The sequence below is a fragment of the Pseudomonas sp. LRF_L74 genome, from assembly GCF_965644255.1.
Classification (GTDB): Bacteria; Pseudomonadota; Gammaproteobacteria; order Pseudomonadales; family Pseudomonadaceae; genus Aquipseudomonas.
The window spans coordinates 369,035-395,542 of the sequence record NZ_CBFFRH010000006.1; the positions used below are offsets into that span (position 1 = coordinate 369,035).

Below are 26,508 nucleotides of genomic sequence, written 5' to 3' on the forward strand. Positions count from 1 at the left end.
TAGCGGAAGGTTTCCGGGCGCAGTTTGGCTTGGGTCATGCGGGGCGGCATGCGTTACGCACTCTTCTTTCTCTTGTGTTTTCAGGCAATGTTCGCGCGGGCTGTCGACTTCGACGAGTTCACCCGCAGTGTTGCGCTCGGCCCGCACATGGACATATTCGAAGATGTCCGTGGTGAAGCAAGCATTAGCGACATCCTGTCACCGGCGTTGAGCGGCAATTTCCGCCGCCACGCTGGCCAGGTCCTCAACGCCGGCTACACCCGCTCCGCCTACTGGTTGCGGGTCGATCTCAACTACCAGCCGATGAGCCGCGACAAAGAGCGGTTGTGGTACCTGGAACTGGCCTATCCGCCACTCGACCGGGTCGACCTCTATCTGCCCGATGAGCATGGGGGCTACCGCCTGGCCCAGCGCAGCGGCGATACGCTGCCGTTCAACAGCCGCCAGGTGAAACAGAACAACTATGTCTTCGAAGTCGACCTGACCGCGCACCAGACCAAGCGCATCTACCTGCGCCTGCAGAGTGAAGGATCGATGCAGGCGCCGCTGATCCTCTGGTCGCCCAAGGCCTACCTGGAGGACCAGCCGCAACGCATCTACGTGCTCGGCATCATCTATGGCGTGCTGCTGGTGATGCTGTTCTACAACCTGTTCATCTTCGTCAGCGTGCGCGACACCAGTTACCTGTACTACATCCTCTACATCGCCTCGTTCGGCCTGTACCAAGTGTCGGTGAATGGCGCGGGCATCCAGTACCTGTGGCCGAACAATCCCTGGTGGGCCAACGCTTCGACGCCGTTCCTGGTCGGCGCCACGGCGTTGTTCGGCAGCCAGTTCGCCCGTAGCTTCCTGCATACCGCCTCGCACAGCCGCTGGGTCGACCGCATCCTGCTGGTGCTGATGGGCTGTGGCGTACTGGTGATGGGGCTGGCGCTGACCGCCGGTTATGGCCTGTCGTTGCGCCTGGCGACCTACCTGGCCCTGGCCTTCACCGTGATGATCTTTTTCGCCGGCATCCTGGCCTGGCTGCGCGGCTTGCGCGTGGCGCGCTACTTCATCATCGCCTGGACCGCGTTCCTGGTCGGCGGGGCGATCAACACCCTGATGGTCCTTGGTTACCTACCCAACGTATTCCTGACCATGTACGCCAGCCAGATCGGCTCGGCGCTGGAGGTCGGCTTGCTGTCCCTGGCCCTGGCCGACCGTATCAATGCGATGAAGGAAGAACGTACGCGCCTGCTCGAGCAGACTGGGCGCGAGCTGGAACTGCTCAATCGCGAGCTGGCCGACAGCAATCGCCTGAAGGATGAGTTCCTGGCTACGGTCACCCACGAGCTGCGTACGCCGATGAATGGCGTGATCGGCTCGCTGGAGCTGATGCAGACCCTCGACCTGAGCGTCGAGCTGGCGCAGTACCAGAGGACCGCGGCCAACTCCGCGCGCGACATGATGTGCATGGTCGACGACATCCTGATGCTGACGGAGCTGCAGGCCGGGCGTCTGTATGCGCGGCGTGAGCCGTTCAGTCTGCGCGGCCTGTTCGACGGCCTGCGCGTACAGCACGGGCCCGGTGCGATTGCCAAGGGCCTGACATTCAATATCGACCTGGAAAGTGGTTTGCCCGATACCCTCGAAGGCGATGCCGGCAAACTGGCACAAAGCCTGGGCTACCTGCTCGATAACGCGATCAAGTTCACCCATGAGGGCGGCGTGGCGGTGACGGTGGCGGCGGCTGGGCCGATGACGTCGAGTATTCCGCTGCGCATCGAGGTCCAGGACAGCGGCATCGGTTTCAGCATGCCAGACAGCAACCTGTACCAGAGCTTCAAGCAGTTCGATGGCTCGATGACGCGTCGTTATGGCGGGTTGGGCATCGGCCTGGCGATCTGCCGGCAACTGGTCGAGTTGCAGGGCGGCAGCCTGCAGCACCAGTCGCGGCCGGGTGAAGGCAGTACCTTTGCCATCAGCCTGCTGCTCAAGCTGCCGGAGCAAAGCACCCCCGTCGATTTTCCGCTGCGCCGTCCCGGAGGTTGGCCGCAGCGCCAGCCTGGCGAGTGCACCATCCTGGTGGTCGAGGACAACGCGATCAATCAACTGGTGACCCGTGGCATGCTGCTCAAGCTCGGCTACCGGGTGCGTACTGCCGACAATGGTGTCGAGGCGCTGGAACGGCTGGACAGCGAGCCTGTGGATGCGGTGCTGCTGGACTGCCAGATGCCGGTGATGGATGGTTTCGCCGCCTGTCGCAGCATACGTGGCATCCCTCGCTTCGCCGACCTGCCAGTGATTGCGCTCACGGCCCACAGCCAGGTCGGCGATCGCGAGCGCTGCCTGGCCGCGGGAATGAGCGACTACATGGCCAAGCCGACCAAGTTCGTCGAGTTGCAGACTATGCTGCACGACTGGGTGCTGTGCCGGAAAGACAGCGGCAAGCCGGAAGCCTGAAGCCAGGGGCACGCTTGACGGGACGCCTGCCAGGTCCACACTGTTGCAGTTCCCCGCGCTCCCGCCCCTGGAGGTCCGAGATGTCCTTGCATCGATTCGCGGAAACCCACGAGGTATTCAACCAGGTGCCGCCCCTCGATGGCGCCAACCTGTATCGGCTCGACCTGGCCTTGCAGCAGTGGACCCATCGCTTTGGCGCAGCCTGGGCCGAGCAGCGCCTGGATAGCTATGGCGCGCTGGCCGGTGGGCCGTTGATGGCGGCGGGGTTTCTCGCCAACCAGAACAAACCGCAGTTCAAGAGCCATGATCGCTACGGCAATCGCATCGACCTGGTGGAGTTCCACCCGGCCTATCACGAGCTGATGCGTACGGCCATCGAGCACGGCATCCCGTCCATGGCCTGGAGCGATCCGTGCCCCGGTGCCCAGGTCGCGCGCGCGGCGCTCAACTACCTGCACAACCAGGCGGAAGCCGGCAATGCCTGCCCGCTGACCATGACCTATGCCAGTGTGCCGGCCCTGCGCCTGCAAGCGGATCTGGCCGAGACCTGGCTGCCGAAGATCCTCTCCACCCGCTATGACCCGCGCAACCTGCCCATCGAGCAGAAGCAGGGCGTGACCATCGGCATGGCGATGACCGAGAAGCAGGGCGGCACCGATGTGCGCGCCAATACCACCCGGGCCTATCCGCTCGGGGGCGGCGGTCCTGGCGCCGCCTACGAACTGGTCGGCCACAAATGGTTCTGCTCGGCGCCGATGTGCGATGCCTTCCTGACCCTGGCGTATACCGACAAGGGGCTGTCCTGTTTTCTGTTGCCGCGCCATCGGCCGGACGGCGAGCGCAACCCGTTCTACATCCAGCGGCTCAAGGACAAGCTCGGCAATTGGGCCAACGCATCCGGCGAGGTGGAATACCGCGGCGCGCTGGCCTGGATGGTCGGCGAGGATGGTCGTGGCGTGCCGACCATCATCGAGATGGTCGCCATGACCCGCTTCGATTGCATGATCGGCTCCAGTGCCCTGATGCGCCAGGCACTGACCCAGGCCGTCCACCACTGCCGTCATCGCCAGGTCGGCAGCCGCGTGCTGCTCGAGCAGCCGCTGATGCAGAACGTCCTGGCCGACCTGGTGCTGGAGAGCGAGGCCGCGCTGGCCCTCACCTTGCGTCTGGGGCACGCGCTGGACAACCCGCACGATGAGCACCAGGCCAGGTTCGCCCGCCTGGTCACCGCCGTGGGCAAGTATTGGATCTGCAAGCGTGCCCCGGCAATGATCAACGAAGCCCAGGAATGCCTGGGCGGCGCCGGTTATGTGGAGGACTCGATCCTGCCGCGCCTGTATCGCGAGGCACCGGTCAACTCGATCTGGGAAGGCTCGGGCAATGTGCAGTGCCTGGACGTGCTGCGTGCGCTGGCCAAGGAACCGGGGGTACTCACGGCCCTGTTCGATGAGCTGGGCGACGGCCAGGGCGATGCTCGCCTGCGTGCGCACATCCAACGCCTGCGCGCTGACTTCAGCGATACCGAGGCGATCCAGTACCGGGCCCGCCAGCTCACCGAGGATGTGGCGTTGGCCCTGCAAGCCAAGCTATTGCTCGAAGCCGGTAACGCCGTGGTATCCGACGCCTTCATCGCCAGCCGCCTGGAAGGGCGCGGCCATGCCTTCGGCACCTTGCCGCACGGGCTCGATGTCGAAGGGCTGATCGCACGGGCGTTGCCGGTGGGATAGCGAAAAGCCGTTGGGGGTTATGGCCGGTTCGAGGCAGGAGCGGACGTTCGAGATTATTTGCCGTCACTCCCGCGAAGGCGGGAGCCCAAATAAAAAAGCGCTTCTGGGTCCCCGCCTTCGCGGGGATGACGGTTAAATACACCGCGTAATAGGGTCACCGCACGAGTGTCCGCTCCTGCCTCGAAGCCGACTCTCTGGCACACCTCGGCCAACCAGCTTTCTCTGCGCTCGATAGAGGTCTACCCCGCAATCCTCATCGCCAATGGCGTTTTCTTCAGCTTGTCGAAGGTGCGTCTGAGCAGCCAGGCGCTGAGGCGGGCGGGCATCAGGCGCATCGCCCAGTTACGCAGGTGCCAGCCGCGTCGGGTGATCGGTGCGTACCAGCCGCTCATGCGCTTGGCCAGGGCCTGCAACTCGACGATGTCTGGACGCAGCGCGGCTTCGTAGCGGGGCAGGGCCGCCGGGGAGAAATCCCGCGCCAACTCGTCGGCCAGCAGCCAGGCGCCGGTCAGGGCCATGCTGGCGCCACGCCCGGAGGCCAGGGTCAGGCAGTGGGCGGCATCGCCGACCAGTACCAGGCGGCCTTTGTGCCACTGCGGCAGGTGCACCTGCATCAGGTGGTCGAGGTAGAAACCACGATCCTCGGGTAGCGGTTCGAGCACCTTGAGCACGTCCGGGTGGGCGTTGGCGAAGGTCTCGCGCAGCCGCGCCTTGCGCTGCGGCGGGGCGATACGCCGGGTATCGTCGCTGTGCCACAGCCACAAGGTGGCAAGCAGGCCGGGGCGCATGTTGTAGCACTCGACCACATAGCCGGGCTCGGAGAACGACAGGTGTTGCTCGCCACCAGGGGCCATGTCGCCTTCGACAATGAACGAGGCGGCGTTGTAACCCAGCGACCGCAGGCATGCCTCGTCGCTGGCGAACGCTCGGCGCCGCAGGTCGGAGAAGCAGCCCTCGGCCCCGACGACATAGGCGAAGCGTTCCTGGCTGCCGTCGTCGAAGGTGACATCGACACCTTCGTCGTCTTCGACATGACTCTGTAACTGGCGCCCGAAACGCACCTCGACATCGCCCTCGACAGCCTGGTACAGCGCCTGCACCAGATCGTCGCGGCACACCGGCAGCAGGTTGAGGTTGTGCAGGTGGCGGCTGTGATCGACCAGCAGCACATCGCGCCCACGGCTGTCGCGAAACAGCGTACGGCCGAGGTTGACGTTCCTGTTGCGCAGTTCGTCGAGAATGCCCATGCGCTCGGCGACGGTGAAGCCGGTGCCGCCGAGGCTGAGGACGAAACCGTCCTCGCGCAGGCTTGGCGCGCGTTCCACCACCACCGGGGCGAAACCTTTGTGCTTCAGCCACCAGGCCGTGGCCAGGCCGGCGATGCCGGCGCCGAGTACGAGGATACGAGCAGTCATGGTTGCAGTGATTCCTTGGAATTCGGGGTTCTGCCGGGCCCGATCAGCATGGGCAGGGCGATAAGGGCAAGGCAGAGCGCCGCCGCGGCAATCAGGAAGCGCCCGTCGAAGCCGAACCAGTGCGCCAGCCATGCCCCCGCGAAACCGGCCAGCAGGCCGATCCAGGCATCCACGCATTGCAGGGCGGTGACGTCGGTGCCCGGTTGGGCCGGGTCGGCGCAACGCATCATGTGGCTGTAGAGGGCGACGAAGATCAGCCCGCAGGCCAGGTTGGCCAGGCTGAAGAGGGCAATCAGTTGGCCGATGCCTATCGACGCCCGGCGTTCGCCGATCACCAGCCAGGCACAGGCACCCAGCAGGGCGAGCAGGCCGAGGATCAAGCTGCCGCGTATCGCCAGGCGTTGCAGCAACGATGGCGCCAGCAAACTGCCGAGCAGGCCCATGCTGATGCACCAGGCCTCCAGCACGCCGACGCCACTGAGGCTCAGGCCTCGTTCGATCCAGTAGGCCGAGGCCATGCCCAGCAGCAGGCGCGGGCCGATCTGCACCAGCAGGACCAGGCTCGCGGCACGACGTATCAGGGGCCGCCACAGGCCACGCAGACTTGGCCGGGGCAGCGAGGACGGCGTCACCTCCGGCAGTTCGAAAGCCAGCAGCGGCAACAGGGCGATGGCTACCAGCACCATCAGGAGCAACACCCCGGCATGCCAGCCCACATGCCCGATCAGTGGTGCCACCAGCAGGCCGGCGATCAGGTAGCCGAGATAGCTGCCACCGATCTGCAGGCGATTGACCTGTGGATAATCCTCGGCAGGCAAGGCCTGCACCGCGAGACCGTCACTGGCGATATCGCCGGTGGCCGCGCAGAATGCGGCCAGGGTCAGCAGTGCCAGCGCCAGGTTCAATCGACTAGCCGGGTCGATGCCGGCCAGCACGGCGACGCAGGCCAACAGGCCGCCGTAACAAAGGCGCAGGCAGGTGCGCCGATGACGACGGCAGTGCGCGTCCACCGCTGGCGCCCAGGCCAGCTTGAGCGCATGGGGCAGGAAGATCAGCGCCACCAGGGCGATGCTGTCCAGGCCGATGCCGGCGCGGCGCAGGTAGGCCGGCAGCAACTGCAGGCTGAAGCCGCCCAGCAGGCCCAGGCTGGTGTATTGGCCGAGCAGCAGCAGGTGGATACGTGGCATCAGAAGTGCAGGCTCATGTCGACGCCCAGTTCCCGCCCCTGCCCGGCCTGGGCTTGCGCCGTCGTGCCCTGGAAGGCGTAGGTGCGATAGTCCTTGTCGGCGAGGTTGTTGCCATACAGGGCGAACTCGTAGCCGTCCCGTGGACGCCAGGCCAGGCGCGCGTCGAACAGGGTGTAGCCGCCCTGGGCGAACTGGTTGTCGGCATCGAAGTAATGCTGGCCGATATAGGACAGGCCGACCCCAGGCACCAGTTCGCCAAGCAGGCCATCCCAATGCAGGCTGCGTTCGGCGGACAGGCGCACGGTGCCGCGCGGCGCCAGGGCCAGGCGATTGCCGTCGCGCACATCGGCATCGACCAGGCGGCTGCGGTTGACGGTGCCGGCCAGGCGCAGCCGGGTGACGTCGTCCGGTTGCCAGTCCAGCGACAGCTCGGCGCCCTCGCTGCGGGCCTTGCCCATGTTTTCCAGGGCCTGTACGCCGACCGTGTTGGTGTACTGCTGGACATCGTCGATGCGCATCCAGTACAGCGCGACATTGGCCCACAGGCGACGCTCGAGCAGGCTGGCCTTGGCGCCGATCTCCAGGTTCAGCGAGCGCTCGGGATCGAAGGCGACCGAGTCGGCGCTCAGGCTGCCGATGCGGTTATAGCCGCCAGCCTTGTAGCCTTCGCTGGCCTGGGCATAGAGGCGCAGGTCGTCGCTGGCCTGGAAGCCGAGGACCAGTTTCGGCGTGGTGCTGGTGAAGCGGTCGCTGCCGTGGAACACGTAGCCAGGGAAGTAGGCCGCATCCTGGCTGGCATCGGTGCTGACGTTTTCCCGGCTGTGGCGCAGGCCCAGGGTCAGGTCCCAGCGCGCGTCGATGTGCCAGGTGAAGTCACCGAACACGGCTTTCTCGGTACTGTCGATGCGGCTTTCGGCATTGCCGTAGTAACCGTAGGTGGGGCCGCCTGCTTCGGCGATTCGCCGGGAATGGCTCTTGCTGTCCTGCCAGTAGAGGCCGAGCGTGGTGTCCCAGGCCCGTGCCTCGCCCTGGCTGGACAGGCGCAGCTCCTGGCTGGCGGTGCGCTGGCGCTCCGGATGTTGCAGGCCGTAGTCACCGAGCACGCGTTCGTGGCGATAGTTCTGCAGGGCGCTGATCGAGGTCAGTTTCCAGGCGTCGTTGAGTGACCAGTCGAGGGTCGCGCTGCTGGTTTCCACCCGACGGACGAAGGATGACTCGCGCCAGCCAAGGGTCACGTCGCGTTCGGCGAAGCCGTGGAATGGCAAGTAGTGCTCCTCGTGGGACGCCAGCCGATCACGGGCGTAGAGCAGGCGCAGGCTGAGGTCGTCGGTCGGCTTGACGGTCAGGCCGAAACGACCGCCGCCGTTGTCGCCGTCGCCATGGTTGGGCGTGCCATGCAACTCGCCCTGGATGTCGTTGTGATAGACCGCCGCTTCCGCATACAACCGTTGCGGAACCAGGGCGCCGCTGGCGCTGGCGCCGATCTCGCGATTGAGGTTGCTCAAGCGGCTCTGCACGCCGAGGCGGGTTTCCTCGCCCGGCTGGCGGGTGATGATGTTCAGCGCGCCGGCATGGGCGTTGCGGCCATACAGCGTGCCTTGCGGCCCCTTGAGCAGCTCGATGCGCTCGATGTCCAGCAGGCGCTGGCTGAAGGCGCCGAGGGTCTGCGGCACGCCGTCGACATAGGTCGCTACCGCCGCGTTATAGGCGTCGGACGACGAGATGCCGCGCAGGCTCAGGTTGGGGAACAGGCTCAGGCCGCTGTCGCTGAGGAACAGTTCGGGAAATATCCGGTTCAGTTCATCGGTGGTGCCGACATTGGCTTGCGTCAGATCGTCCTGTTCGGCGACCGACAGGGCCATGTCGGTTTTTTCCAGGGTGCTGGTGCGCTTGCTGGCGGTGACCTCCAGGCTGGGCAGGTTGACGGCTGCCAGGACCGGCAGGGGCGCAGCCATGGCCAGGAGGATGGCCAGGTTGAGAGGGTGACGAAGCATGATGAGCGGCTCCCGGGGAAAAGATGCCGTGCATGGTGGCGGCTGGTCGATGCCACTGCGCGCGCGATCGGGGCGGCGATGCGCGCGATCGGGACTATTAGTGATAAGTGTTCTCATCTATCGTACGCGCCTGCGAAGGAGCGTTTCACCATGGCCCTCAATCAGTACCAAACCGACATGCCGCTGGAGCAGGCCCTGCTCAGCCTGGCCGACGAGGAACTGGACATCCGCCTGATCGCGGTGACCATGCCCCACGACAGCAAGGCCAGTGCGCGCAGCGAACCCTCGTTGACCCTGGCCTATTACGAGCAGGGCGGCGGTTGGCGACAGTTCGCCGACACCGCGCCGATGCCGTTCCGCGACGGCAGTTGCTGCCTCTATCACTCCAGCGTGGTGGTGGAAGGGGATGGCTTTCTGCCGGCCGGGGTGCCGCTGCGCGGGGTCAACATCAGCTTCGCCCAGCAGATCCTGGCCCGGCTCGGTGTACAGGATTGGCTGTTCGATGGCTCCAGCCCCTGGGAGCAGGCGCACTCGTCCGATGGCCTCGCCCATCTGCTGCAATTCCCGGCCCCCCATGCGTTACGACGGATTGGCCTGGATATCCTCGACTGCCGCCTCGAAGGGCTGGCCCGGCAACTGTATCTGCGTGGCAAGGCCCTGGAGATGCTGGCCGAAACCCTCTGTCATTTGCAGCGTCAGGTACAGCCGCAGGCACAGGCGCTGGGCGGTCGCGATCAGGCACGCCTGCAACGGGCCAGGGTTCTACTGGAAGAGCGCCTTGACGAGGCCTGGACCCTGGACGCGCTGGCCGCTGCGGTGGAGTTGAACGTGCGCAAGCTCAAGGAGGGCTTCCGCCGCCTCTATGGCAAGGGCGTCTACGCCTTGCTGCAGGATTTGCGCATGCAGCGTGCAGCCTTGCGCCTGCAGGCTGGCGAAAAGGTCGCGGACGTGGCCCTGGCGGTCGGTTATTCCAATCCCAGCCATTTCGCCAAGGTGTTCCGTCGCCATCATGGCGTGACACCGCGTGACTTCGGCCGAACATAAGGCCTTTCGAGCGGCGTCCGTTTTTGCCGGCCGATTAAACTTCCCTGTAACACCGCCGATACAAAGGCACTGCGTTCAGGGATGACAGACATGACCACGCCCATTGCCTCCAGCGCTTCCAGCGCGGCCTTGCTTCAGGCTACGCGCCAGCGTGCATCCGCCGAGAGTGCCGCCACCCGGGATGAGCAGGCCGAAAGCAGCACCTCCGGCGTGCAGGTTTCCTTCAGCGATACGCTGCGCGAGCGCCTCAAGGCGGCGCGCAAGGTCGGCAGCGCATTGCGCGCCCGAATGGCGCAGGTGCAGGAGGCACGCAAGGAGGCCGCGCGCCAGCGTATCGAGCAACTCCGCGAACGCATCCGCATGCTGAAGATGCTGGCGGTGGGTGGGCTCGCCTCCAAGGGCATGCTGCGTGAGATCCAGCAACTGGCGCGCGAGTTGGGGCAGGCTGCCTCGGTCTTGAAAGAAGGATCGCTATCGATCGCGAGCGCGGCGGCGGATTCATCGGGCGCTGAGGCGGACGCCGGGGCCGTGGTCTCGGGGGCGGACGAGAGCGCAACTGACGTCTCGGACGGCACGCAGCCAAACAGCTCTGCCGAGCCGGACACAGAGGCCACGGCGACCCGGCGGCAGTCTGCGGATACGGATGAGCAGGCTGAGGCGAGCGACAACGACGTCGATGCCGCCGTGCGTGAGGCTTTCGCCGCCGCACAGTCCAATCGCACCGATGACAGCCGCCAACGGCGTGCCGATGGCGAGTCCGTGCAACGTGCCTTGCGTGAGCTCAAGGGCCTGCTGGCCATGGTGCGTGGATCGCTTCAGAGCGGCGACAAGGCGTCGAAGAGGCTGGTCGAGGATATCCAGGAACAGATGGCCAGCATTGAGGACATGGCGGGGGACATGTCGGCTATCGGCATGCTCTCCCTGGGCGGCATTTCCATCAGTGTGTGACGGCTTGAGCTACCGCTGGCGGGCGCGAGCAGGCAAGATGGGGCGGCTCGATCAGACAGGAAGCCGTACATGAGTTTCAGCGACGACGATTACTTCACCATTGCCTCCACCCCCGAGGAGGCGGTGGATCACCTGGCCGACCTGCATCGCCAGTCAGCCGGAGCCCTGAGCCAGGCGCTCAAGCGCTACCTGAAATCGCGCACGCTGCCCAGCGAGTCGGAGCGGGCGATGTTCCGCTATCCCGAGCTGCGCCTGGTCTACGAGACCCAGGGCGAGGTGCCGAGCAGCACGCGCGCCTATGCCAAGGTCCAGGTGCCCGGCACCTACAGCGTCACCGTCACTCACCCGGAAGCGTTCCGTGGTTACCTGCTGGACCAACTGCGACCGTTGATGAACGACTTCACCGTCAGCGTCTCCGTGGGCCTCAGCCAGCAGAACATTCCCTATCCCTACGTGGTCGAGCAGGGCGACGAGCTGGCCGGCTCCGGGGTGACCGCCGCCGAGCTGGCGCGGGTGTTCCCCAGCACCGACCTGTCCGCCGCCACCGATGGCACCGCCGACGGCCTGTACGACTGGGAGAACATCGATCCGCTGCCGCTGGCGCTGTTCGACGCCGCGCGCACCGACTTTTCCCTGCGCCGCATCGTCCACTACACCGGCAGCGACTGGCGTCACGTACAGCCGTGGATCCTGCTGACCAACTATCACCGCTACGTCGACCAGTTCATCCGCCATGGTCTGGCGCAGTTGCGCGACGATCCGCGCTTCGTGCGCATGGTGTTGCCGGGTAACGTGACCATCGAGCGCGGAACCTCCGAGGCCGATGCCCAGGCGGTGGCCGACGCGGTGGTCTGGCACCGCTACCAGATGCCGGCCTATCACCTGGTCGCCGCCGATGGCCACGGTATCACCCTGGTCAACATCGGGGTCGGGCCGTCCAATGCCAAGAACATCACCGACCACCTGGCCGTGCTGCGCCCGCATTGCTGGCTGATGATCGGCCACTGCGGCGGGCTGCGCCAATCGCAGACCATCGGCGACTACGTCCTGGCCCATGCCTACATGCGCCGCGACGGCATTCTCGACCGCGTGCTGCCGCCGCATATCCCGATCCCGGCTCTCGCCGAAGTACAGCAGGCGTTGCAGGAGGCGGCGGCGAACGTCACCGGCGACAAGGGCGAAGCCTTGAAGAAGCGCCTGCGCACCGGCACCGTACTGACCTACGACGACCGTAACTGGGAGTTGCGCTGGGCCCAGGAACGGCCATTGATCAACCTGGCCAGGGCCGTGGCCGTGGACATGGAAAGCGGCACCATCGCCGCCCAGGGCTACCGTCTACGGGTGCCCTACGGCACCTTGCTGTGCGTATCCGACAAGCCGCTGCACAGCGAGATCAAGCTGCCGGGGGCGGCCGGAGCGTTCTATGAGCGTGCGGTAACCCAGCACCTGCACATCGGCATCGCGGCGATCGACCTGCTGCGCTGCCAGCTCGACTCGCTGCACTCGCGCAAACTGCGCAGCTTCGACGAGCCGCCGTTCCGTTGATCGACAAGGCTGCCCGCATCATGCGGGCGGTTTACGCAGAACCCGGTACAGGGACGTTGACATGCAAGATATGGAACACCTGCTGAGCGCATTCTGGGAACCCTTCAGTTTCTTTTCGCTGTTCGGCTACATCGCCGCCGGCATCCTCCTCGGGGGATTGCTCGGCCTGCTCCTGGCCTGGCAACTGCAACGTCTTGGCTGGCTGGGACGGCGCCTGCGCCTGCATCACTGGCTGCTCAAACTGTACTTCCTGCTGTTGCCGCTGGCAGGCGGCTTCCTGGGTTTCCAGGGCGGTACGCTGTACGGCACGCAGCAGCAGATCAACCGTCACCTGGACGTCTATCAGCCACTGGTCCAGGTGCTGGCCGACGATGTGTGGAGTGACTTCCGTGCCTACCTGAGCAGCGCCGAGGCCGAGCAGGCCATGCGTGGCAGCACCCTGCAGGAGGTGCTGGGCCAACTGGTGCTGGCGTACCTGCGCAAGGAGGGTGAGCAGAGCGCTGAACTGCGCGAGGATGCCTCGCTGCCACAGCGTCTGGCGCTGGACATGATCGAGCGTTTCCGCGCCAGCGCCCTCAGCGCCGCGGTGGCCGAGGCGGTGGCCGACAAAGCCGCCGAATACAGCCATATGGACCGCGAGGTGATCGGCGGCGTGATGGAGGCCCGGATCGAGCAACTGTTCCAGGCCGACTACCTGCTCGGGCTGTTGAAGAAGCAGGTTGGCTCGGTGTTCAAGCCACTCTATATCGCGCTATTGCTCCAGGCGGCTCTGGTGCTGCTGTTGATTGGCGTCGAACTGCTGCTCGCGCGCGTTATGCGCCTGACCCAGCCGAAGTTTCTGGTGCCGCTGGCCTGAGTCGGCAGGCGGCGGCCATCAGCTCTGGCCAGCCCCCGGCGTCGGCACGGCACGTCGCAGGTGCAGCAAGGGGAACGGCCGCCCGCCGCCATCCAGGGGGGAGCGGTCGAACACTTCGAAACCCTGGCTCAAGTAGAAAGCCAAGGCCTTTGGGTTCTGTTCGTTGACGTCCACCAAGGTCGCGTTTTCCCGGTCGATGGCGTGTTGCAGCAAGGCTTTGCCGACCCCCTGGCCGTGAACCTGCGGGTCGACGAAGAGCATTTCCACCTTGCCCTCGGCGCAGCCGATGAACCCCAGGGCGTGGCCTGCCGCTGAGCGCACGCAGGCCAGGCGCATGAGCGGGAAGTACTGCTCGCGCAGCAGCGGCTTGAGCACCTGGATATCGTGTTCTTCGAGAAAGCCGTGGGTCGCCCGCACGGCCGCTTCCCAGACCTCCAGCAGGCGTGGCATCTCGGCCGCGCGAGGTGGGGTTATGGCGATCACTTGCGTTTGCCGAACATTATCCGCCAGCGATTGCGGTTGAGCAGGACATAGCCGGTCAACTGCATGCCAGCGGCGATCATCAGGCTGCGCATCAGCTCGGGGTCGGCAGGGCGCGGGCCGGTGTAGAGGGTGTACAGGGCGTAGGCGACGCCGATAAGGCCGAGAATGAAGAAGATCAGACCGATGACGGTCAGTCGATGCAGGTTGCGCGGAAGCATGGCGGGAATCGTGATGGTTGGGAGGTGGCAACGCTAACCTGTAACGACGCTCGCTGCCAGGGGCGGCCGGCTTCTTTGCGTTACACTGCGCGTCCGTTCCTGCTCGGTGGTCCCTGGTATGCCTGCTTCCTCTCGTCCTGATCGCCGGCGTCCCACGTCGCGGCCCGTTCTCCGGCGCGAAGCCAAGGCAACCCCCGCCGAACCAAGGCTGATCCTGCTGAACAAGCCTTTCGACGTGCTCACCCAGTTCAACGACGATCAGGGCCGGGCGACGCTCAAGGACTTCGTGCCGATCCCTGGCGTATATCCCGCAGGGCGCCTCGACCGCGACAGCGAAGGCCTGTTGCTGCTGACCAACGACGGACGCCTGCAGGCGCGCATCGCCGACCCCCGGCACAAACTGCCCAAGACCTACTGGGTGCAGGTCGAGGGGGAGCCGAACGAGCAACAGCTGTGTCGCCTGCGCGAGGGCGTCGAACTCAACGATGGACCAACCCTGCCGGCCGAGGCGCGCCTCTTGGACGAGCCGACGTTATGGGTGCGCAACCCGCCGGTACGCTTTCGCAAGAGCGTGCCGACCGCCTGGCTGGAACTGGTGATTCGCGAAGGGCGCAACCGTCAGGTCCGCCGCATGACGGCGGCGGTCGGTCTGCCGACCTTGCGCCTGGTACGCGTGCGGATCGGGCCCTGGAGCCTGGACGATCTCGCACCCGGTCAATGGCGCGAGGTTCTGCTTCAGTAAGCGCCCTTGATCACCGCGATGCCCTTGGCCAGCACTTCGCGCCAGGCCAGGCCGATATCCGCGTCGTACTGGGTATCGTGCTGGCGAATGGTCTTGATCAGCGCTTCGACCCAGAGGTCATACAATTCCGGACGGATATCCAGGGCGTGGCGACTGTGGGTCGCCCCAAGCGCGCGCAGCTTGGTATCGGGCATGCCACGGGCGTGCATCACCAGATTGAGAATGCCCTGGCGTAGCAGCAGTTTTTGCCCGGCCATGTTGGTGTTGGCGAATTTCTCGCGTACTTGCGGCGAACTGTCGAGAAAGTAGTGATAGAAATCATCGAAGAATTCAGTTTTTGCACAGCATCGTCCAAAGCTCTGCATCACGCGGTCGGCAGCGTTCATGGTTTCTCTTTATGGCTGGTGAAGTGGCTAGGGTCTGTTGCCGTTTCGGCGCAAGCCGCGTTGTCGCGAGAAATAGCCCCCGGTTAGGCGCAGGACGCAGGCAATGGTCATTCCCTTGCCAAGTCCTGCAACGACAGCGGGGGTTATTTCTCGCACAACCCGAAGGGCCGGGCCAGTTTTTACACGATGCAGCGTTACTCGATGGCTCATTTAGCCCACTAAACTTCGCATCTCGCGCCTCTCCTCGTGTAAAAACTGGCTCCGGCGCGGTCGCGACGAAACGGCAACAGACCCTAGCCTCCTGGCTGCCACGGGCAACGGTAACTACTGGATGCCCTTGGTCACTTCGATGACATAGGTGATGACAGGCTTGGCCAGGAAGGCGAACAGGCACAGGCCCAGCCCCAAGAACAGGATGGCGGTCCCCAACCGCCCTGCCTTGGACTTCTTCGCCAGGTCCCAGATGATGAAAGCCATGAACAGGATCAGGCCCCCAACCAGGATGTACATCATCCATTGCTCGAATACTTCGGTTTCCATCGTCGACCTCTGTAGGCCGCATTCAACGACAGCGGCCTATGGTGTGCCGGAGTCCTTCATGGGCTGCGGCAACAGGTGTCATCTGCGGGGCGAGTGAATGAGCGTTCGAGAAACCCCGCACAAGACATTACTAAAGCTGGGGGATTATACGGCAGGCGATGTGCCTGTAGCAGGTATTGTTGAGAGCTTTTCTCGTTCGCGGGATGATACGAAAGTCGAGGGTGGCGTTATGCCCTGGCCATTCGCCTCTGGGATGGCCGGACGCTGGTCAAAACGCTCAGCGTCCAGCGTGGCAGCGGGTCAGTTCGCCCGCTTGAGGTGTTCGAGGGGCAGCTCGGTACTGCTGATCACATGGTCGAGCACGAAGCTGGAGCGTACGCTGGTGACGCCTTCGATGCGGGTCAGTTGGCCGAGCAGGAATTTCTGGTAGTGGTCCATGTCCGGTACCACCACCTTGAGTTGATAGTCCGCATCGACGCCTGTGACCAGGCTGCATTCCAGGACTTCCGGGCACTGGCGAATCACCGACTGGAAGTGCTCGAAGCGCTCGGGCGTGTGCCGGTCCATGCCGATCAGGACGAAGGCGGTGAGGCTCAGGCCGAGCTTCTTGCGGTCGAGCAGGGCGACCTGGCGCACGATATAGCCGTCGTCTTCCAGTTGCTTGACCCGTCGCGAGCAGGGCGATGGAGACAGGCCGATGCGTTCTGCCAGTTCCTGGTTGGAGATGCGAGCGTCGTGCTGCAGTTCGGCGAGAATGCGCAGGTCGTAGCGATCCATTTTGTCCATTTTTCTATTTCTTCGTTAATTGATTGCGCAAGATAATTTACATGCAGATGAAAATTGCGCAATGGGTGGATATTGGAGCAATCTTCGCAATCATTTTTCGTCTGCCCAGGGATAAGCTTTGTCCCACGTTCACGGCTCGGGCATCTCGTCCATGCCGATCGGCCCAACCAGGCCGATTGGCGCCGGCGTTCCTACAGGAGCGCGCAGGCTACCGGGTCCGCACCGCTCAACCAGGCGGGCGAAGAAAACGGCGACACGATTGCCGGCACAGGACGAACCCCAAAGGAGACCTCGGTCTCCTTTTTTACGCCTGTGGCAACGCCTCTATACGCGGAAAGCCTTCACCGCCGTATGCAATTGTCCGCCGAGATCGAGCAACTGCTCGCCTTGCTGGCGACCCTGGCCGATCCGCGCCAGGTTGGTGCCGCCCAGTTGGTGGATGCGTTCGCTGCGCTCGCGGATCTCGCTGGCGGCGCCGCCCTGCTGGGCGGTGGCCTCGGCGATACGTTCGGCCATGCTGGCGATGGTGCGGATCGACACCACCACTTCGTCCAGTGCGCCATCGGCCTGTTCGGCCTGGCTGGCGGTGGCCTCGGCATGTTCGACCTGGGCGCGCATGGCCGAAACCGAGCGTTGCGCGGCCTGTTGCAGGCGGCTGATCAGGTTCTGGATTTCTTCGGTGGCGCCACTCGTGCGCTGGGCCAGGGAGCGCACCTCGTCGGCGACCACGGCGAAGCCACGGCCCATCTCGCCCGCGCGAGCCGCTTCGATTGCGGCGTTGAGGGCGAGCAGGTTGGTCTGCTCGGCAACGCCACGAATCACGGTCAGTACCTGGCCGATGGTGGCGGTTTCTTCCGCCAGTTGTTCGATGGACAGGGCATTGTCTTGCACTTCGCCGACCAGCGCGTGCAGGCCGTTGAGGCTTTGCTCGATGACATTCTGGCCCTGCTCGATCGCGCGGCTGGCCGAATGGCTGGCGCCGGCGGCCTGGCTGGCATCGTCGGCGACCTGCTGGATGGTGCTTTCCAAGTCGCCCAGGGCATCGCGAATCTGCGCCGTATCGTCCAGTTGGCGTTGCGCGCCGCCATGCAGGTCCTGGCTGATCTCGGCCAGGGAACGGCTGCTGCCGGCGACTTCCTTGGCGTGTTCATGGATGGTGCCGACCAGCTCGACCAGATAGCGCCGCAGGTGATTGAGCGAGTCCTCGATATCGTCCATCTCGCGAATCCTCGAACTCAGGGTGATGCCTTGGGTGAACTCGCCGGCGGCCCATCTGGACAGCGCCGGAGACAGGCGGCCGAGCAAGGTCGCGAGGTTGCGCTGGATGCGGTCGATGGCCAGCGCCACCAGGAGGATCAGGCCGATCATCAGGCCCTGGACCAGGCGTACTTCCGCCTGAATGCGCTGCTGCTCGGCCAGTACCGCGGGGCGCATGCCCGCCAACGCCTGCTGCAGGCTGTCGATCTTCGCCAGGGTGTTCTGCGCCAGGCTGCCGCGATTGCGGATCTGGGCACGGGTGCGTTCGAGTTCCGCGGGGTAGCGCGACAACAGGGTGGTCAATTCCCGGCGCAGGGCAACGGCACGGTCTTCGGCCTTGCTCTGTTCCTGGCTGCTGGCCAGGCCCAGCATGCTGGCGAAAGCGTCGTTGTTGGAGCTGTTGCTGTCGGCGACACCGAGCAGGGGCAACTGCTGCAACTGCTGCGATTGTTGTTGCAGGACGTTCAGTTCGCGTTCGACATCCGCAGCCAGGTCGTCGCGCCCGCTGGCGACCAGTTTGCTGCGCGCCTGGGCCAGCCGGCCAAGATGCTGGACCGCCACGAACAGTGGCGCCTGGTAGCGCGTCGCGTCGACGCCTTGGGCCTCGCGGGTGTACTGGGTGAACTGTTCGAGGTTGGCGTCGATTTCCCGTTCCGCCTGGATCAGCAGGCCCTGCGGGTCGCCCGCGAGCTTGCCGGCGGCCAGCAGGTCGCTGGCGACGAACTGGCGCAGGTCCGCCAGGCTCGGGCGCAATTCAGCGGCGAACGCTTGTGGGAGTTCGTCGATACCGCGCTGCAGTTGTTCGATGCTCTGGGTCGTTTCGCTGTGACGCAGGGCATCGCCGGTGTTGAGGTAGAGGTTGATGCCGTCGGTGATCTGGCGAAATTGCTGGGAAAGCTCCAGGTAGCGTTGCATCAACAGGTAAGGGCGTTCCAGGGCCCGCTCCGACCACCATAAGGTGGCGCCCAGCGCGATACAGGCGGCGACCAGCAGCAGGGTCGACAGATTGGTGAGGCGTTTGAGGCGCATGGGGAACACCGTAATACGGGATCGGTTTCCCCGGAGGTTATTGCGGTTTTGTTGCGCGGGTGTGACGGCGACCACACTAGGGTCTGGGCACCGTCATTTCTTGCTGTAGACCTCTACCCGGTTACGCCCTCCATGCTTGGCCGCATACAGCGCTTCGTCGGCGCGCTTGGACAACAGGTTGCTGTCCAGCCCTTCTTCGAGCTGGGCGATGCCGCAACTGAAGGTACAGCTCAGGTCGAATGGCTGGGCCGGATAGTGGATCTCGGCGAAGCGTCGACGAATTTCGTCGAGGACCTTGGCTGCGGTGTCGGCATCGGTATCGGGCAGGATCACCGCGAACTCTTCGCCGCCATAGCGGCCGATGTGGTCGGTCTTGCGCAGCCGCTGCTTGAGGAACAGGGCCAGGCTCTTGATCACCCGGTCACCCATTGGATGGCCATAGGTGTCGTTGACCTTCTTGAAGTAGTCGATGTCGAGCATGGCGAAGGTCAACGGACGGTTGTCACGGCGGGCGCGGAAGCGGGCATCGTCGAGCAATTGCAGGATATGGGTGTGATTGAACAGGCTGGTCAGGCTGTCACGCACCATGCGTGCCTTGAGGTTGCGGGCGCGGGCCGCGCGATTGCGCACCGTGGCGATCAGGTGGCGTGGCTTGATCGGTTTGGTCAGGAAGTCCTCGCCGCCCTCGCTCATGGCGTCGAGCTGCTTGTCCAGGTCGTCCTCGGCGGACAGGTAGATGATCGGCACGCTGACGTAGCGGTCGTTCTGGCGGATCACCCTGGCCAGTTCGATGCCGCTGCAGTCGGGCATGTACATGTCGAGGATGATCAGGTCCGGCTGGAACTCGGCCATGTCGCTCATGGCCTGGATCGGCTCGGTCAGGGTGCAGGTGACGATGCCGGCACTGTTGAGCACGCGCTCGGTGTGGGTCGCCTGGGCGCGCGAGTCATCGACCACCAGAACCTTGTAAGGCTCGTACTGGGCGGTATGGGTGAGCACCTCGATGCGTTCGATCAGGCTGGACGCGTCCAGGGCGCCGGTGAAGAACTCCCGGCCACCGGCGCGCACGGCGGCCAGGCGCGTCGGGGTGTCGGGGTCGTCGTGGCTGAAGAACAGCACGGGCAGCTTGGGGGCAAGGTCCTGCTGGACGTCGTTGGCCAGGATCAGGCCCATGCCAGGGCCGGAAAAGTCGGTTTCCATGACGATGGCGGCGGGATGGCGTTCAAGCATGGCATGGCGGAAGGCGTTGGCGCTGTTCATCACCGCCGCGCCGAGGCCGAAGAATTCCAACTGCTGGGCCAGGCGCTGGGCTCGATCTTCATCCTGCAAGGCCAGGTATACCGGTTTGCGCAGGGGCGGCAGGAACGTGTGCTCATAGCGATCACCGTGACGCAGGCCGGTACGTGACAGGCGCTGCATGAGCTGGTTGAGTTCGGTGATCGATTCGCTGGTGAGGCGGCCGCGATTGGCTGCCACCGTGGCCAGGCATTGGTCGATGGCGTTGGCGATCCGGGTATGTTCTTCCTGATCGAAGCGCTCGGCGTAGCGCAACAGAATCTGGTTGAACTCGACCAGTTCGACCGTGGATTCGCTGCACCACTCTGTCTGTTGCAGGCGCTGCCACGCCTCCAGGACTTGACGGGCCTGGTGGATCACCCGCGTAGCGAAATGCTGCTTGAGGCGATCACGGCTTGGATCTTCCGACTCGCGCATAGGTTGTCAGTGGGTCCTGTGATCCGGCTTCCCCGCCAGATGATGGCGTCATGCTACCATTTGGCACGGCAATTTCCAGAGGGTGTCGACCAGATGGCGTCATTTTTTTATCATTGTTTGGCGCGTTTGACGCGTCCAATGACGCTTCGGCACCCTCGCATCGCCATCGTTCCCTTATAGTGCTCAAGGCTTGTTGCCCATTCGCATGCCGATGATCCAAGAACTGGCAACAGGTTGGGTCGCAACCCTGCGAGCAGGTTGCGGTCCGATACCGGGTCTGAATGAATTTAAGGACGTGACCATGCTGGACTGGAAGAACCGCACGGAGGAGCCGAAGGTGGGCCTCGACGAATCGACGAAGCATGGCGGCAAAGCCCGCTGGGCCTTGCGCTCACTGGCGACGCTGCTGGGCGTATACCTGATCCTGGCTTTCGCCATCGGCTGGTACTGGAGCCGTGAGCCGGACCTGTTCCCCGTGCAACAGCACGCCAAGGCCGCTGCCGAGCAGGCCCAGCGCAAGCTGGTGACCGGCTACACCACGGTGGAAACCCTCAAGCAGGTCTCCAGTACGCTGCTCGACAAGCCCGGCGGCTACCTGGCCAACGACCTGGCACCGCCCGGCCTGTGGCTCGACGACATGCCGAGCTGGGAGTACGGCGTGCTGGTGCAGGTGCGCGATTTGTCCCGCGCCTTGCGCAAGGACTTCGCCCGTTCGCAGTCGCAGTCCACCGAGGACTTCGACCTGGCCAAGGCCGAGCCGCGCTTCAACTTCGACAACAAGAGCTGGGCGCTGCCCTCGGCCGAGTCGGAGTACGCCGAAGGCATCAAATCCCTCGACCGTTACCTGGCGCGCCTCTCCGGTTCCGCCCAGCCTCAGGCGCAGTTCTATGCCCGCGCCGACAACCTGAACAACTGGCTGGGGGACGTGGCGACCCGCTTGGGTTCCCTGTCCCAGCGCCTGTCCGCGAGCGTCGGCCGTGTGCGTCTGGACTCCGAGACCAAGATCGACGAGCCGGTGCCGGAAGGTCAGGCCGTGCCGGTGCGCGAGGAAATGGTGCAGACCCCGTGGCTGCAGATCGACAACGTGTTCTACGAGGCGCGTGGCCAGGCCTGGGCGCTGTCGCACATCCTGCGGGCCATCGAGGTCGATTTCGCCGACGTGCTGGCGAAGAAGAACGCCACCATCAGCGTGCGCCAGATCATTCGTGAGCTGGAGTCCGCCCAGGACCCGCTGTGGAGCCCCATGGTGCTGAACGGCAGCGGTTACGGCGTGCTGGCCAACCATTCGCTGGTGATGGCCAACTACATCTCCCGCGCCAACGCCGCGATCATCGACCTGCGCACCCTGCTGAGCCAGGGCTGAGGCATGCCGATTTCGCCCGAGGAAGCCGCGCACCGCGCGGCGTCCGATGCCGAGCGGGTCGCCTGGGTCGACGAGCGGGACAACCTGCTCGGCAGCCTTCCCCGCGCCGAATTGCGCGAGGGCGGGCTGATCGGGCGCGGTACTTTCATCCTGCTGTTCAATTCCGCTGGTGAGTTGTGCATTCACCAGCGCACCCTGAGCAAGGCGGTGTATCCCGGTTACTGGGATGTCGCTGCTGGCGGTATGGTCGGCGAGGGTGAGAGCTACGCTGAATCTGCCGCGCGCGAGTTGGCGGAAGAGTTGGGTATCCGTGATACGCAACTGACCGACCATGGCCGCTTCTACTTCGATGAGCCGGGTAATCGCTTGTGGGGCGCGGTGTTCTCGGCGCGTTCCGATGTGCCTGTGCAGGTCCAGCCCGAGGAAGTCCTGCAAGCCTGTTTTCTGCCGCTCGACGAGGTTTTACGGTTGTTCGATGAACGTCCGTTCTGCCCTGACTCGCGCCTGGCGTTGGAGCGTTATCTCGCGTCTGCTCGGTAATGGTTGCTGCGAGACAGTAGCGGCCGTAGGGCGGACAACGCTCTTTTTGTCCACCATTGGCAACGCAGAGCGGTGGACAAGCTTCGCTACGGCCGCTTCCGCTGAGGGAGTCACCCTGCGTCGCCAATCCAACCCTACATGGCGCAAATTCGTTCTTAGCAAGCGTGGCATTTGCCATTAAACTGCGCGGCCGCCAGCGGTTGCCGCTGGCGCTTCGCGGCTGAATGAAGCTCAGCCAGTCGCTATCCTGACCGGCCTCAAGAGGAACCATCCGGTGGTCAAGAAAGCCTCTTCGTTATCCGCCCTCGGCGGGCTCGTCTATTCCACCGACAGCGGCCGGCATTGCCCGGACTGCAGCCAGCCGGTGGATGCCTGCACCTGCAAGGACAGTGTCATTCCCGCTGGCGATGGCATTGCCCGTGTGCGCCGGGAGACCAAGGGCCGTGGCGGCAAGACCGTGACCACCATCAGCGGCGTGCCGCTGGCGCTCGATCCGCTCAAGGAACTGGCCAGCGTCCTGAAGAAGCGTTGCGGTTGTGGCGGCGGGGTGAAAGATGGCGTGATAGAAATCCAGGGCGACCATGTCGAGTTGCTGCTCGAAGAGCTGGGCAAGCGTGGCTTCAAGGCGAAAAAATCGGGCGGATAGCGCGCGGCCGGATCGCCAGGCCAGTCTTCTAAACTCTCGGCTGGCGCTGCAGTCAACTCTGCGTCATTCGTCATATCCAGGTTGCACACTGCGCCGGCTGCATCAGCCGGGCAGCCACTCACTTTTGCGGGAGAGCCCGATGGCCGTAAGACGTACGCGTAAAGATGACGGAAGCCAGTGGACCGTGGCCGACAGCCGCAGCGTGTATGGCATTCGCCATTGGGGCGCTGGTTACTTTTCGATCAGTGATGCCGGCCGGGTCGAGGTTCGTCCCAACGGCCCGGATAGCGCGCCCATCGACCTCTACGCCGAACTCGACGCCTTGCGCGAAAGCGGCCTGAGCCTGCCGCTGCTGGTGCGCTTCCCGGAAATCCTGCAGCACCGCGTGCGCCAGCTCACCGGTGCCTTCGACGCCAATATCGAGCGCCTGGAATACCAGAATCGCTACACCGCGCTGTACCCGATCAAGGTCAACCAGCAGGAGGCGGTGGTCGAGAACATCATCGCCACGCAGAACGTCTCCATCGGCCTGGAAGCCGGCTCCAAGCCGGAACTGCTGGCCGTGCTGGCGCTGGCGCCGAAAGGCGGCACCATCGTCTGCAACGGCTACAAGGACCGCGAGTTCATCAAGCTGGCGCTGATCGGCCAGAAGCTCGGCCACAACGTGTTCATCGTGGTGGAGAAGGAGTCCGAGGTGCAACTGGTGATCGAAGAGGCGGCCGAACTCAAGGTGCAGCCGCAGATCGGCCTGCGTGTGCGCCTGTCGTCCCTGGCCTCGTCGAAGTGGGCCGACACCGGTGGCGAGAAATCCAAGTTCGGCCTGTCGGCGGCGCAGATCCTGTCCGTGGTCGAACGCCTGCGCAAGGCCGGCCTCGACCAGGGCATCCGCCTGTTGCACTTCCACATGGGCTCGCAGATCGCCAACATCGCCGATTACCGCAAGGGTTTCCGCGAGGCGATCCGTTACTACGGCGAGTTGCGCGCCCTGGGCCTGCCAGTCGATCACATCGACGTAGGTGGCGGTCTCGGTGTCGACTATGACGGCACGCATTCGCGTAATGCCAGTTCGATCAACTACGACATGGACGACTACGCCGCCACTGTCGTAGACATGTTGCGCGAGTTCTGCGACCGCCAGGAACTGCCGCATCCGCATATCTTTTCCGAGAGCGGCCGGGCCATGACCGCCCACCACGCTGTGCTGGTGGTGCAGGTTACCGACGTCGAGCGGCACAACGACGACGAGCCGCAGATCGACAACACTGCCGAGCAGCCGGAAGTGCTGCAGGCGCTGATCGAACTGCTTGGCCCGAGCGATCCCGAGATGGTCGCCGAAAGCTACTGGCGCGCCACCCATTTCATCGAGGAGGCGGCGGCCCAGTATTCGTCCGGCAAGCTCGACCTGCCGCAGAAGGCCCTGGCCGAGCAGTGCTACTTCGCCATTTGCCGCCGGCTGTACAACCAGCTCAAGGCGCGCCAGCGCTCCCATCGCGCGGTGCTCGATGAACTCAACGACAAGCTGGCGGACAAGTACATCTGCAACTTCTCGGTGTTCCAGAGCCTGCCGGATACCTGGGCCATCGGCCAGATCCTGCCGATCCTGCCCCTCGACCGCCTCGCTGAAGAGCCGCTGCGCCGCGCGGTGCTGCAGGACCTGACCTGTGACTCCGACGGCAAGATCCGCCAGTACGTCGACGAGCAGAGCATCGAGACCAGCCTGCCAGTGCACGAAGTGCGCGAGGGCGAGGACTACCTGCTGGGCATCTTCCTGGTCGGCGCCTACCAGGAAATCCTCGGCGACATGCACAACCTGTTCGGTGACACCGACTCGGTGAACATCTACCAGAACGCCGACGGCAGCGCCTACCACGCCGGTGTGGAAACCCACGACACCATCGAGGACATGCTGCGCTACGTGCACCTGTCGCCGGAAGAACTGATGAATTACTACCGCGACAAGGTCGCCAGCGCCAAGCTCAGCCCGCGCGAGCGCACTGTTTACCTGGATGCGCTGCGGCTGGGGCTGACGCGTTCGTCGTATCTGGCGAGCTAGCGGGCGGCCAGCCACGCATCGTTGCGGTACAGGCGCCAGGCGGTCCAACCCAGGGTCAGGCTCCTGATCGCCATGAAGGCAAGAAACGCCAGCCACAGGCCATGGTTGCCCAGGCCTTGCAGCGCCACCCCCAGCGGCAAGGCCAGGGCGATGCTGAGCAGCATGGCATTGCGCATCTCGCGGGCGCGGGTCGCGCCGATGAACAGGCCGTCCAGCAGGTAGCTCCAGACGGCGATCAACGGCAGCAGCGCCAAGTACGGAAGATAACCGTAGGCCACCTCGCGTACGCCGGGAATATCGCTTTGTCGATCGATGAACCATTGGCCCGCACTGAAGAAGAACAGGGCAAAGGCCAGGCTGGCCAGCAGCGACCAACCGAATGTCACCACCAGGGCACGAGACAGCGCCAGTCGCTCCCTCGCACCGATGGCGTGCCCGCACAACGCTTCGGTGGCGTGGGCCAGGCCATCCAGGGCATAGGCGGTGACCAGCAGGCCGTTGAGCAGCAATGCATTGGCCGCCACCGTGGCGTCGCCCAGTCGCGCGCCCTGTACGGTGACCAGGAAGAACACGCCTTGCAGGGCCAGCGAGCGGATGAAGATATCGCGGTTGACCGCCAGCAGCGGGCGCCAGTTGGCCCAGTGATGCAGGGCGTTCGTATCCAGTTTGCCTGGATAGCGGGCGAGGGCGTGGCGGCTCAGGACCAGGCCGAGCAGGGCGCCGCTCCACTCGGCGATCACCGCGGCCTTGGCCGCGCCGACCACGCCCCAGTCCAGGCCAAGGACGAACCACAGCGACAGGGCGGCGTTGCACAGATTGGTGGTCAACAGGATCGCCAGCGGTGCCCGCGCATTCTGCGTGCCGAGGAACCAGCCGACCAGGGCATAGTTGACCAGGGCCGCCGGCAGGCCAAGCAGGCGCATATGAAAGAAGCCCCGTGCCTGGTCGTCGAGAGCCGCCGACGGGTTCATCGACTGCAAGGCCAGTTCGGCGAGCGGCACAGCCAGGATGGCGAACAATACGGCCAAGCCCAAGCCAAGCGACAAGCCCTGCGCCAGCACCTGGCGCAATGCCCCGCCATCCTCACGGCCAGCGGCCTGGGCGGCGAACCCCGTGGTGCCCATGCGCAGGAAGCCCAGCACGCCGACGATCAACACATACAGCGCACTGCCGACCGCCGCCGCGCCCAACTGATGGGCATGGGGCAGGTGGCCGACCACGGCACTGTCGACCAGCGCCACCATCGGCACCGACAGGTTGGAAAGAATCATCGGTGCCGCCAGCGCCCAGACCCGGCGATGGGTCGGCGTGTGGCGCCAGGCTTGGATCAGGGCTGACATGCGAGGGCTCCGGATGGGGCCGGCAGTATAAGAACCTGTCCACGATCATCGCTAGGGTCTGTTGCCGTTTCGGCGCAAGCCGCGTTGTCGCGAGAAATAGCCCCCGGTTAGGCGCAGGACGCAGGCAATGGTCATTCCCTTGGCAAGTCCTGCAACGACAGCGGGGGTTATTTCTCGCACAACCCGAAGGGCCGGGCCAGTTTTTACACGATGCAGCGTTACTCGATGGCTCATTTAGCCCACTAAACTTC

The 26,508-nt window shown here is 64.6% G+C and carries 22 protein-coding genes; 11 read left to right on the top strand and 11 right to left on the bottom strand.

Features of this window, described 5'->3' with window-relative positions:
* The first annotated feature begins 48 nt into the window (after positions 1 to 48).
* Positions 49 to 2,445 (top strand): 7TM diverse intracellular signaling domain-containing protein, encoded by a 2,397-nt coding sequence (locus ACSZPK_RS17475; protein ID WP_437882744.1) that lies wholly within the window; start codon positions 49 to 51, stop codon positions 2,443 to 2,445.
* 80 nt (positions 2,446 to 2,525) lie between these two features.
* A complete protein-coding gene (locus ACSZPK_RS17480; protein ID WP_437882745.1) occupies positions 2,526 to 4,172 on the top strand; it encodes an acyl-CoA dehydrogenase family protein in 1,647 nt (548 codons plus the stop codon).
* Positions 4,173 to 4,411: 239 nt separating this feature from the next.
* Here ACSZPK_RS17480 and ACSZPK_RS17485 read toward each other — a convergent pair whose 3' ends face one another.
* Genes ACSZPK_RS17485 through ACSZPK_RS17495 form a run of 3 tightly spaced genes read right to left on the bottom strand, consistent with a single transcriptional unit; the run spans position 4,412 to position 8,768 of the window.
* Positions 4,412 to 5,587: an FAD-dependent monooxygenase gene (locus ACSZPK_RS17485; protein ID WP_437882746.1), complete on the bottom strand. Its 1,176-nt coding sequence runs from the start codon at positions 5,585 to 5,587 to the stop codon at positions 4,412 to 4,414.
* On the bottom strand, positions 5,584 to 6,774 hold the full coding sequence (locus tag ACSZPK_RS17490) for an MFS transporter (RefSeq protein ID WP_437882747.1): 1,191 nt from the start codon (positions 6,772 to 6,774) through the stop codon (positions 5,584 to 5,586). The genes ACSZPK_RS17485 and ACSZPK_RS17490 overlap by 4 nt, the downstream gene beginning before the upstream one ends.
* Complete coding sequence (locus ACSZPK_RS17495; protein ID WP_437882748.1) at positions 6,774 to 8,768, bottom strand: TonB-dependent receptor; 1,995 nt, start codon at positions 8,766 to 8,768, stop codon at positions 6,774 to 6,776. Before ACSZPK_RS17495 ends, ACSZPK_RS17490 begins: the two co-directional genes overlap by 1 nt.
* A 150-nt stretch (positions 8,769 to 8,918) precedes the next feature.
* Between ACSZPK_RS17495 and ACSZPK_RS17500 the strand changes: the two genes are divergently transcribed.
* The 4 genes from ACSZPK_RS17500 to ACSZPK_RS17515 all read left to right on the top strand — a co-directional run bounded on the left by ACSZPK_RS17500 (position 8,919) and on the right by ACSZPK_RS17515 (position 13,161).
* The gene (locus tag ACSZPK_RS17500; RefSeq protein WP_437882749.1) at positions 8,919 to 9,812 is read left to right on the top strand and encodes a helix-turn-helix transcriptional regulator; all 894 of its coding nucleotides are present in this window, start codon (positions 8,919 to 8,921) and stop codon (positions 9,810 to 9,812) included.
* A 90-nt stretch (positions 9,813 to 9,902) separates the two neighbouring features.
* A complete protein-coding gene (locus ACSZPK_RS17505) occupies positions 9,903 to 10,760 on the top strand; it encodes a hypothetical protein (protein ID WP_437882750.1) in 858 nt (285 codons plus the stop codon).
* A gap of 69 nt (positions 10,761 to 10,829) precedes the next feature.
* Positions 10,830 to 12,305 (top strand): AMP nucleosidase, encoded by a 1,476-nt coding sequence (gene amn / locus ACSZPK_RS17510; protein ID WP_437882751.1) that lies wholly within the window; start codon positions 10,830 to 10,832, stop codon positions 12,303 to 12,305.
* A 61-nt stretch (positions 12,306 to 12,366) separates the two neighbouring features.
* Positions 12,367 to 13,161: a hypothetical protein gene (locus ACSZPK_RS17515; RefSeq protein WP_437882752.1), complete on the top strand. Its 795-nt coding sequence runs from the start codon at positions 12,367 to 12,369 to the stop codon at positions 13,159 to 13,161.
* Between the two features lie 18 nt (positions 13,162 to 13,179).
* On the opposite strand, the gene ACSZPK_RS17520 is transcribed toward ACSZPK_RS17515, so the two are convergent.
* Together ACSZPK_RS17520 and ACSZPK_RS17525 are read right to left on the bottom strand one after the other, a co-directional pair.
* Entirely contained in the window at positions 13,180 to 13,611 is a 432-nt protein-coding gene (locus ACSZPK_RS17520) for a GNAT family N-acetyltransferase (protein WP_437882878.1), read from the bottom strand.
* 29 nt (positions 13,612 to 13,640) lie between these two features.
* Complete coding sequence (locus ACSZPK_RS17525; protein WP_437882753.1) at positions 13,641 to 13,862, bottom strand: hypothetical protein; 222 nt, start codon at positions 13,860 to 13,862, stop codon at positions 13,641 to 13,643.
* 118 nt (positions 13,863 to 13,980) lie between these two features.
* Here ACSZPK_RS17525 and ACSZPK_RS17530 point away from each other — a divergent pair, with 118 nt between their 5' ends.
* Positions 13,981 to 14,604: a pseudouridine synthase gene (locus ACSZPK_RS17530; protein ID WP_437882754.1), complete on the top strand. Its 624-nt coding sequence runs from the start codon at positions 13,981 to 13,983 to the stop codon at positions 14,602 to 14,604.
* Here ACSZPK_RS17530 and ACSZPK_RS17535 read toward each other — a convergent pair.
* The 5 genes from ACSZPK_RS17535 to ACSZPK_RS17555 all read right to left on the bottom strand — a co-directional run bounded on the left by ACSZPK_RS17535 (position 14,598) and on the right by ACSZPK_RS17555 (position 20,315).
* Positions 14,598 to 14,990, bottom strand: coding sequence for a globin (locus ACSZPK_RS17535; protein WP_437882755.1), 393 nt, complete (start codon positions 14,988 to 14,990; stop codon positions 14,598 to 14,600). The two genes, ACSZPK_RS17530 and ACSZPK_RS17535, sit on opposite strands and share 7 nt — an antisense overlap.
* Positions 14,991 to 15,314: 324 nt before the next feature.
* Positions 15,315 to 15,530 (bottom strand): DUF2788 domain-containing protein, encoded by a 216-nt coding sequence (locus tag ACSZPK_RS17540; protein ID WP_437882756.1) that lies wholly within the window; start codon positions 15,528 to 15,530, stop codon positions 15,315 to 15,317.
* 300 nt (positions 15,531 to 15,830) lie between these two features.
* Positions 15,831 to 16,316, bottom strand: a complete 486-nt coding sequence (locus ACSZPK_RS17545; protein WP_437882757.1) for an Lrp/AsnC family transcriptional regulator — start codon at positions 16,314 to 16,316, stop codon at positions 15,831 to 15,833.
* Positions 16,317 to 16,640: 324 nt separating this feature from the next.
* Positions 16,641 to 18,602, bottom strand: a complete 1,962-nt coding sequence (locus ACSZPK_RS17550; protein WP_437882758.1) for a methyl-accepting chemotaxis protein — start codon at positions 18,600 to 18,602, stop codon at positions 16,641 to 16,643.
* Positions 18,603 to 18,695: 93 nt separating this feature from the next.
* The gene (locus ACSZPK_RS17555) at positions 18,696 to 20,315 is read right to left on the bottom strand and encodes a diguanylate cyclase (RefSeq protein ID WP_437882759.1); all 1,620 of its coding nucleotides are present in this window, start codon (positions 20,313 to 20,315) and stop codon (positions 18,696 to 18,698) included.
* A 301-nt stretch (positions 20,316 to 20,616) separates the two neighbouring features.
* Between ACSZPK_RS17555 and ACSZPK_RS17560 the strand changes: the two genes are divergently transcribed.
* The 4 genes from ACSZPK_RS17560 (at position 20,617) to speA (ending at position 24,917) form a co-directional block, all read left to right on the top strand.
* Complete coding sequence (locus ACSZPK_RS17560; RefSeq protein ID WP_437882760.1) at positions 20,617 to 21,678, top strand: DUF2333 family protein; 1,062 nt, start codon at positions 20,617 to 20,619, stop codon at positions 21,676 to 21,678.
* A 3-nt stretch (positions 21,679 to 21,681) separates the two neighbouring features.
* Positions 21,682 to 22,218 carry an NUDIX hydrolase gene (locus ACSZPK_RS17565; protein WP_437882761.1) on the top strand — a complete coding sequence of 179 codons (537 nt, stop codon included), beginning with the start codon at positions 21,682 to 21,684 and terminating at the stop codon, positions 22,216 to 22,218.
* A gap of 274 nt (positions 22,219 to 22,492) precedes the next feature.
* On the top strand, positions 22,493 to 22,864 hold the full coding sequence (locus ACSZPK_RS17570; protein WP_437882762.1) for a translation initiation factor Sui1: 372 nt from the start codon (positions 22,493 to 22,495) through the stop codon (positions 22,862 to 22,864).
* 139 nt (positions 22,865 to 23,003) lie between these two features.
* Positions 23,004 to 24,917: an arginine decarboxylase gene (gene speA / locus ACSZPK_RS17575; RefSeq protein WP_437882763.1), complete on the top strand. Its 1,914-nt coding sequence runs from the start codon at positions 23,004 to 23,006 to the stop codon at positions 24,915 to 24,917.
* Here the strand turns inward: speA and ACSZPK_RS17580 are convergent.
* Complete coding sequence (locus ACSZPK_RS17580) at positions 24,914 to 26,257, bottom strand: MATE family efflux transporter (RefSeq protein WP_437882764.1); 1,344 nt, start codon at positions 26,255 to 26,257, stop codon at positions 24,914 to 24,916. The genes speA and ACSZPK_RS17580 overlap by 4 nt on opposite strands.
* Between the last annotated feature and the right edge of the window lie 251 nt (positions 26,258 to 26,508).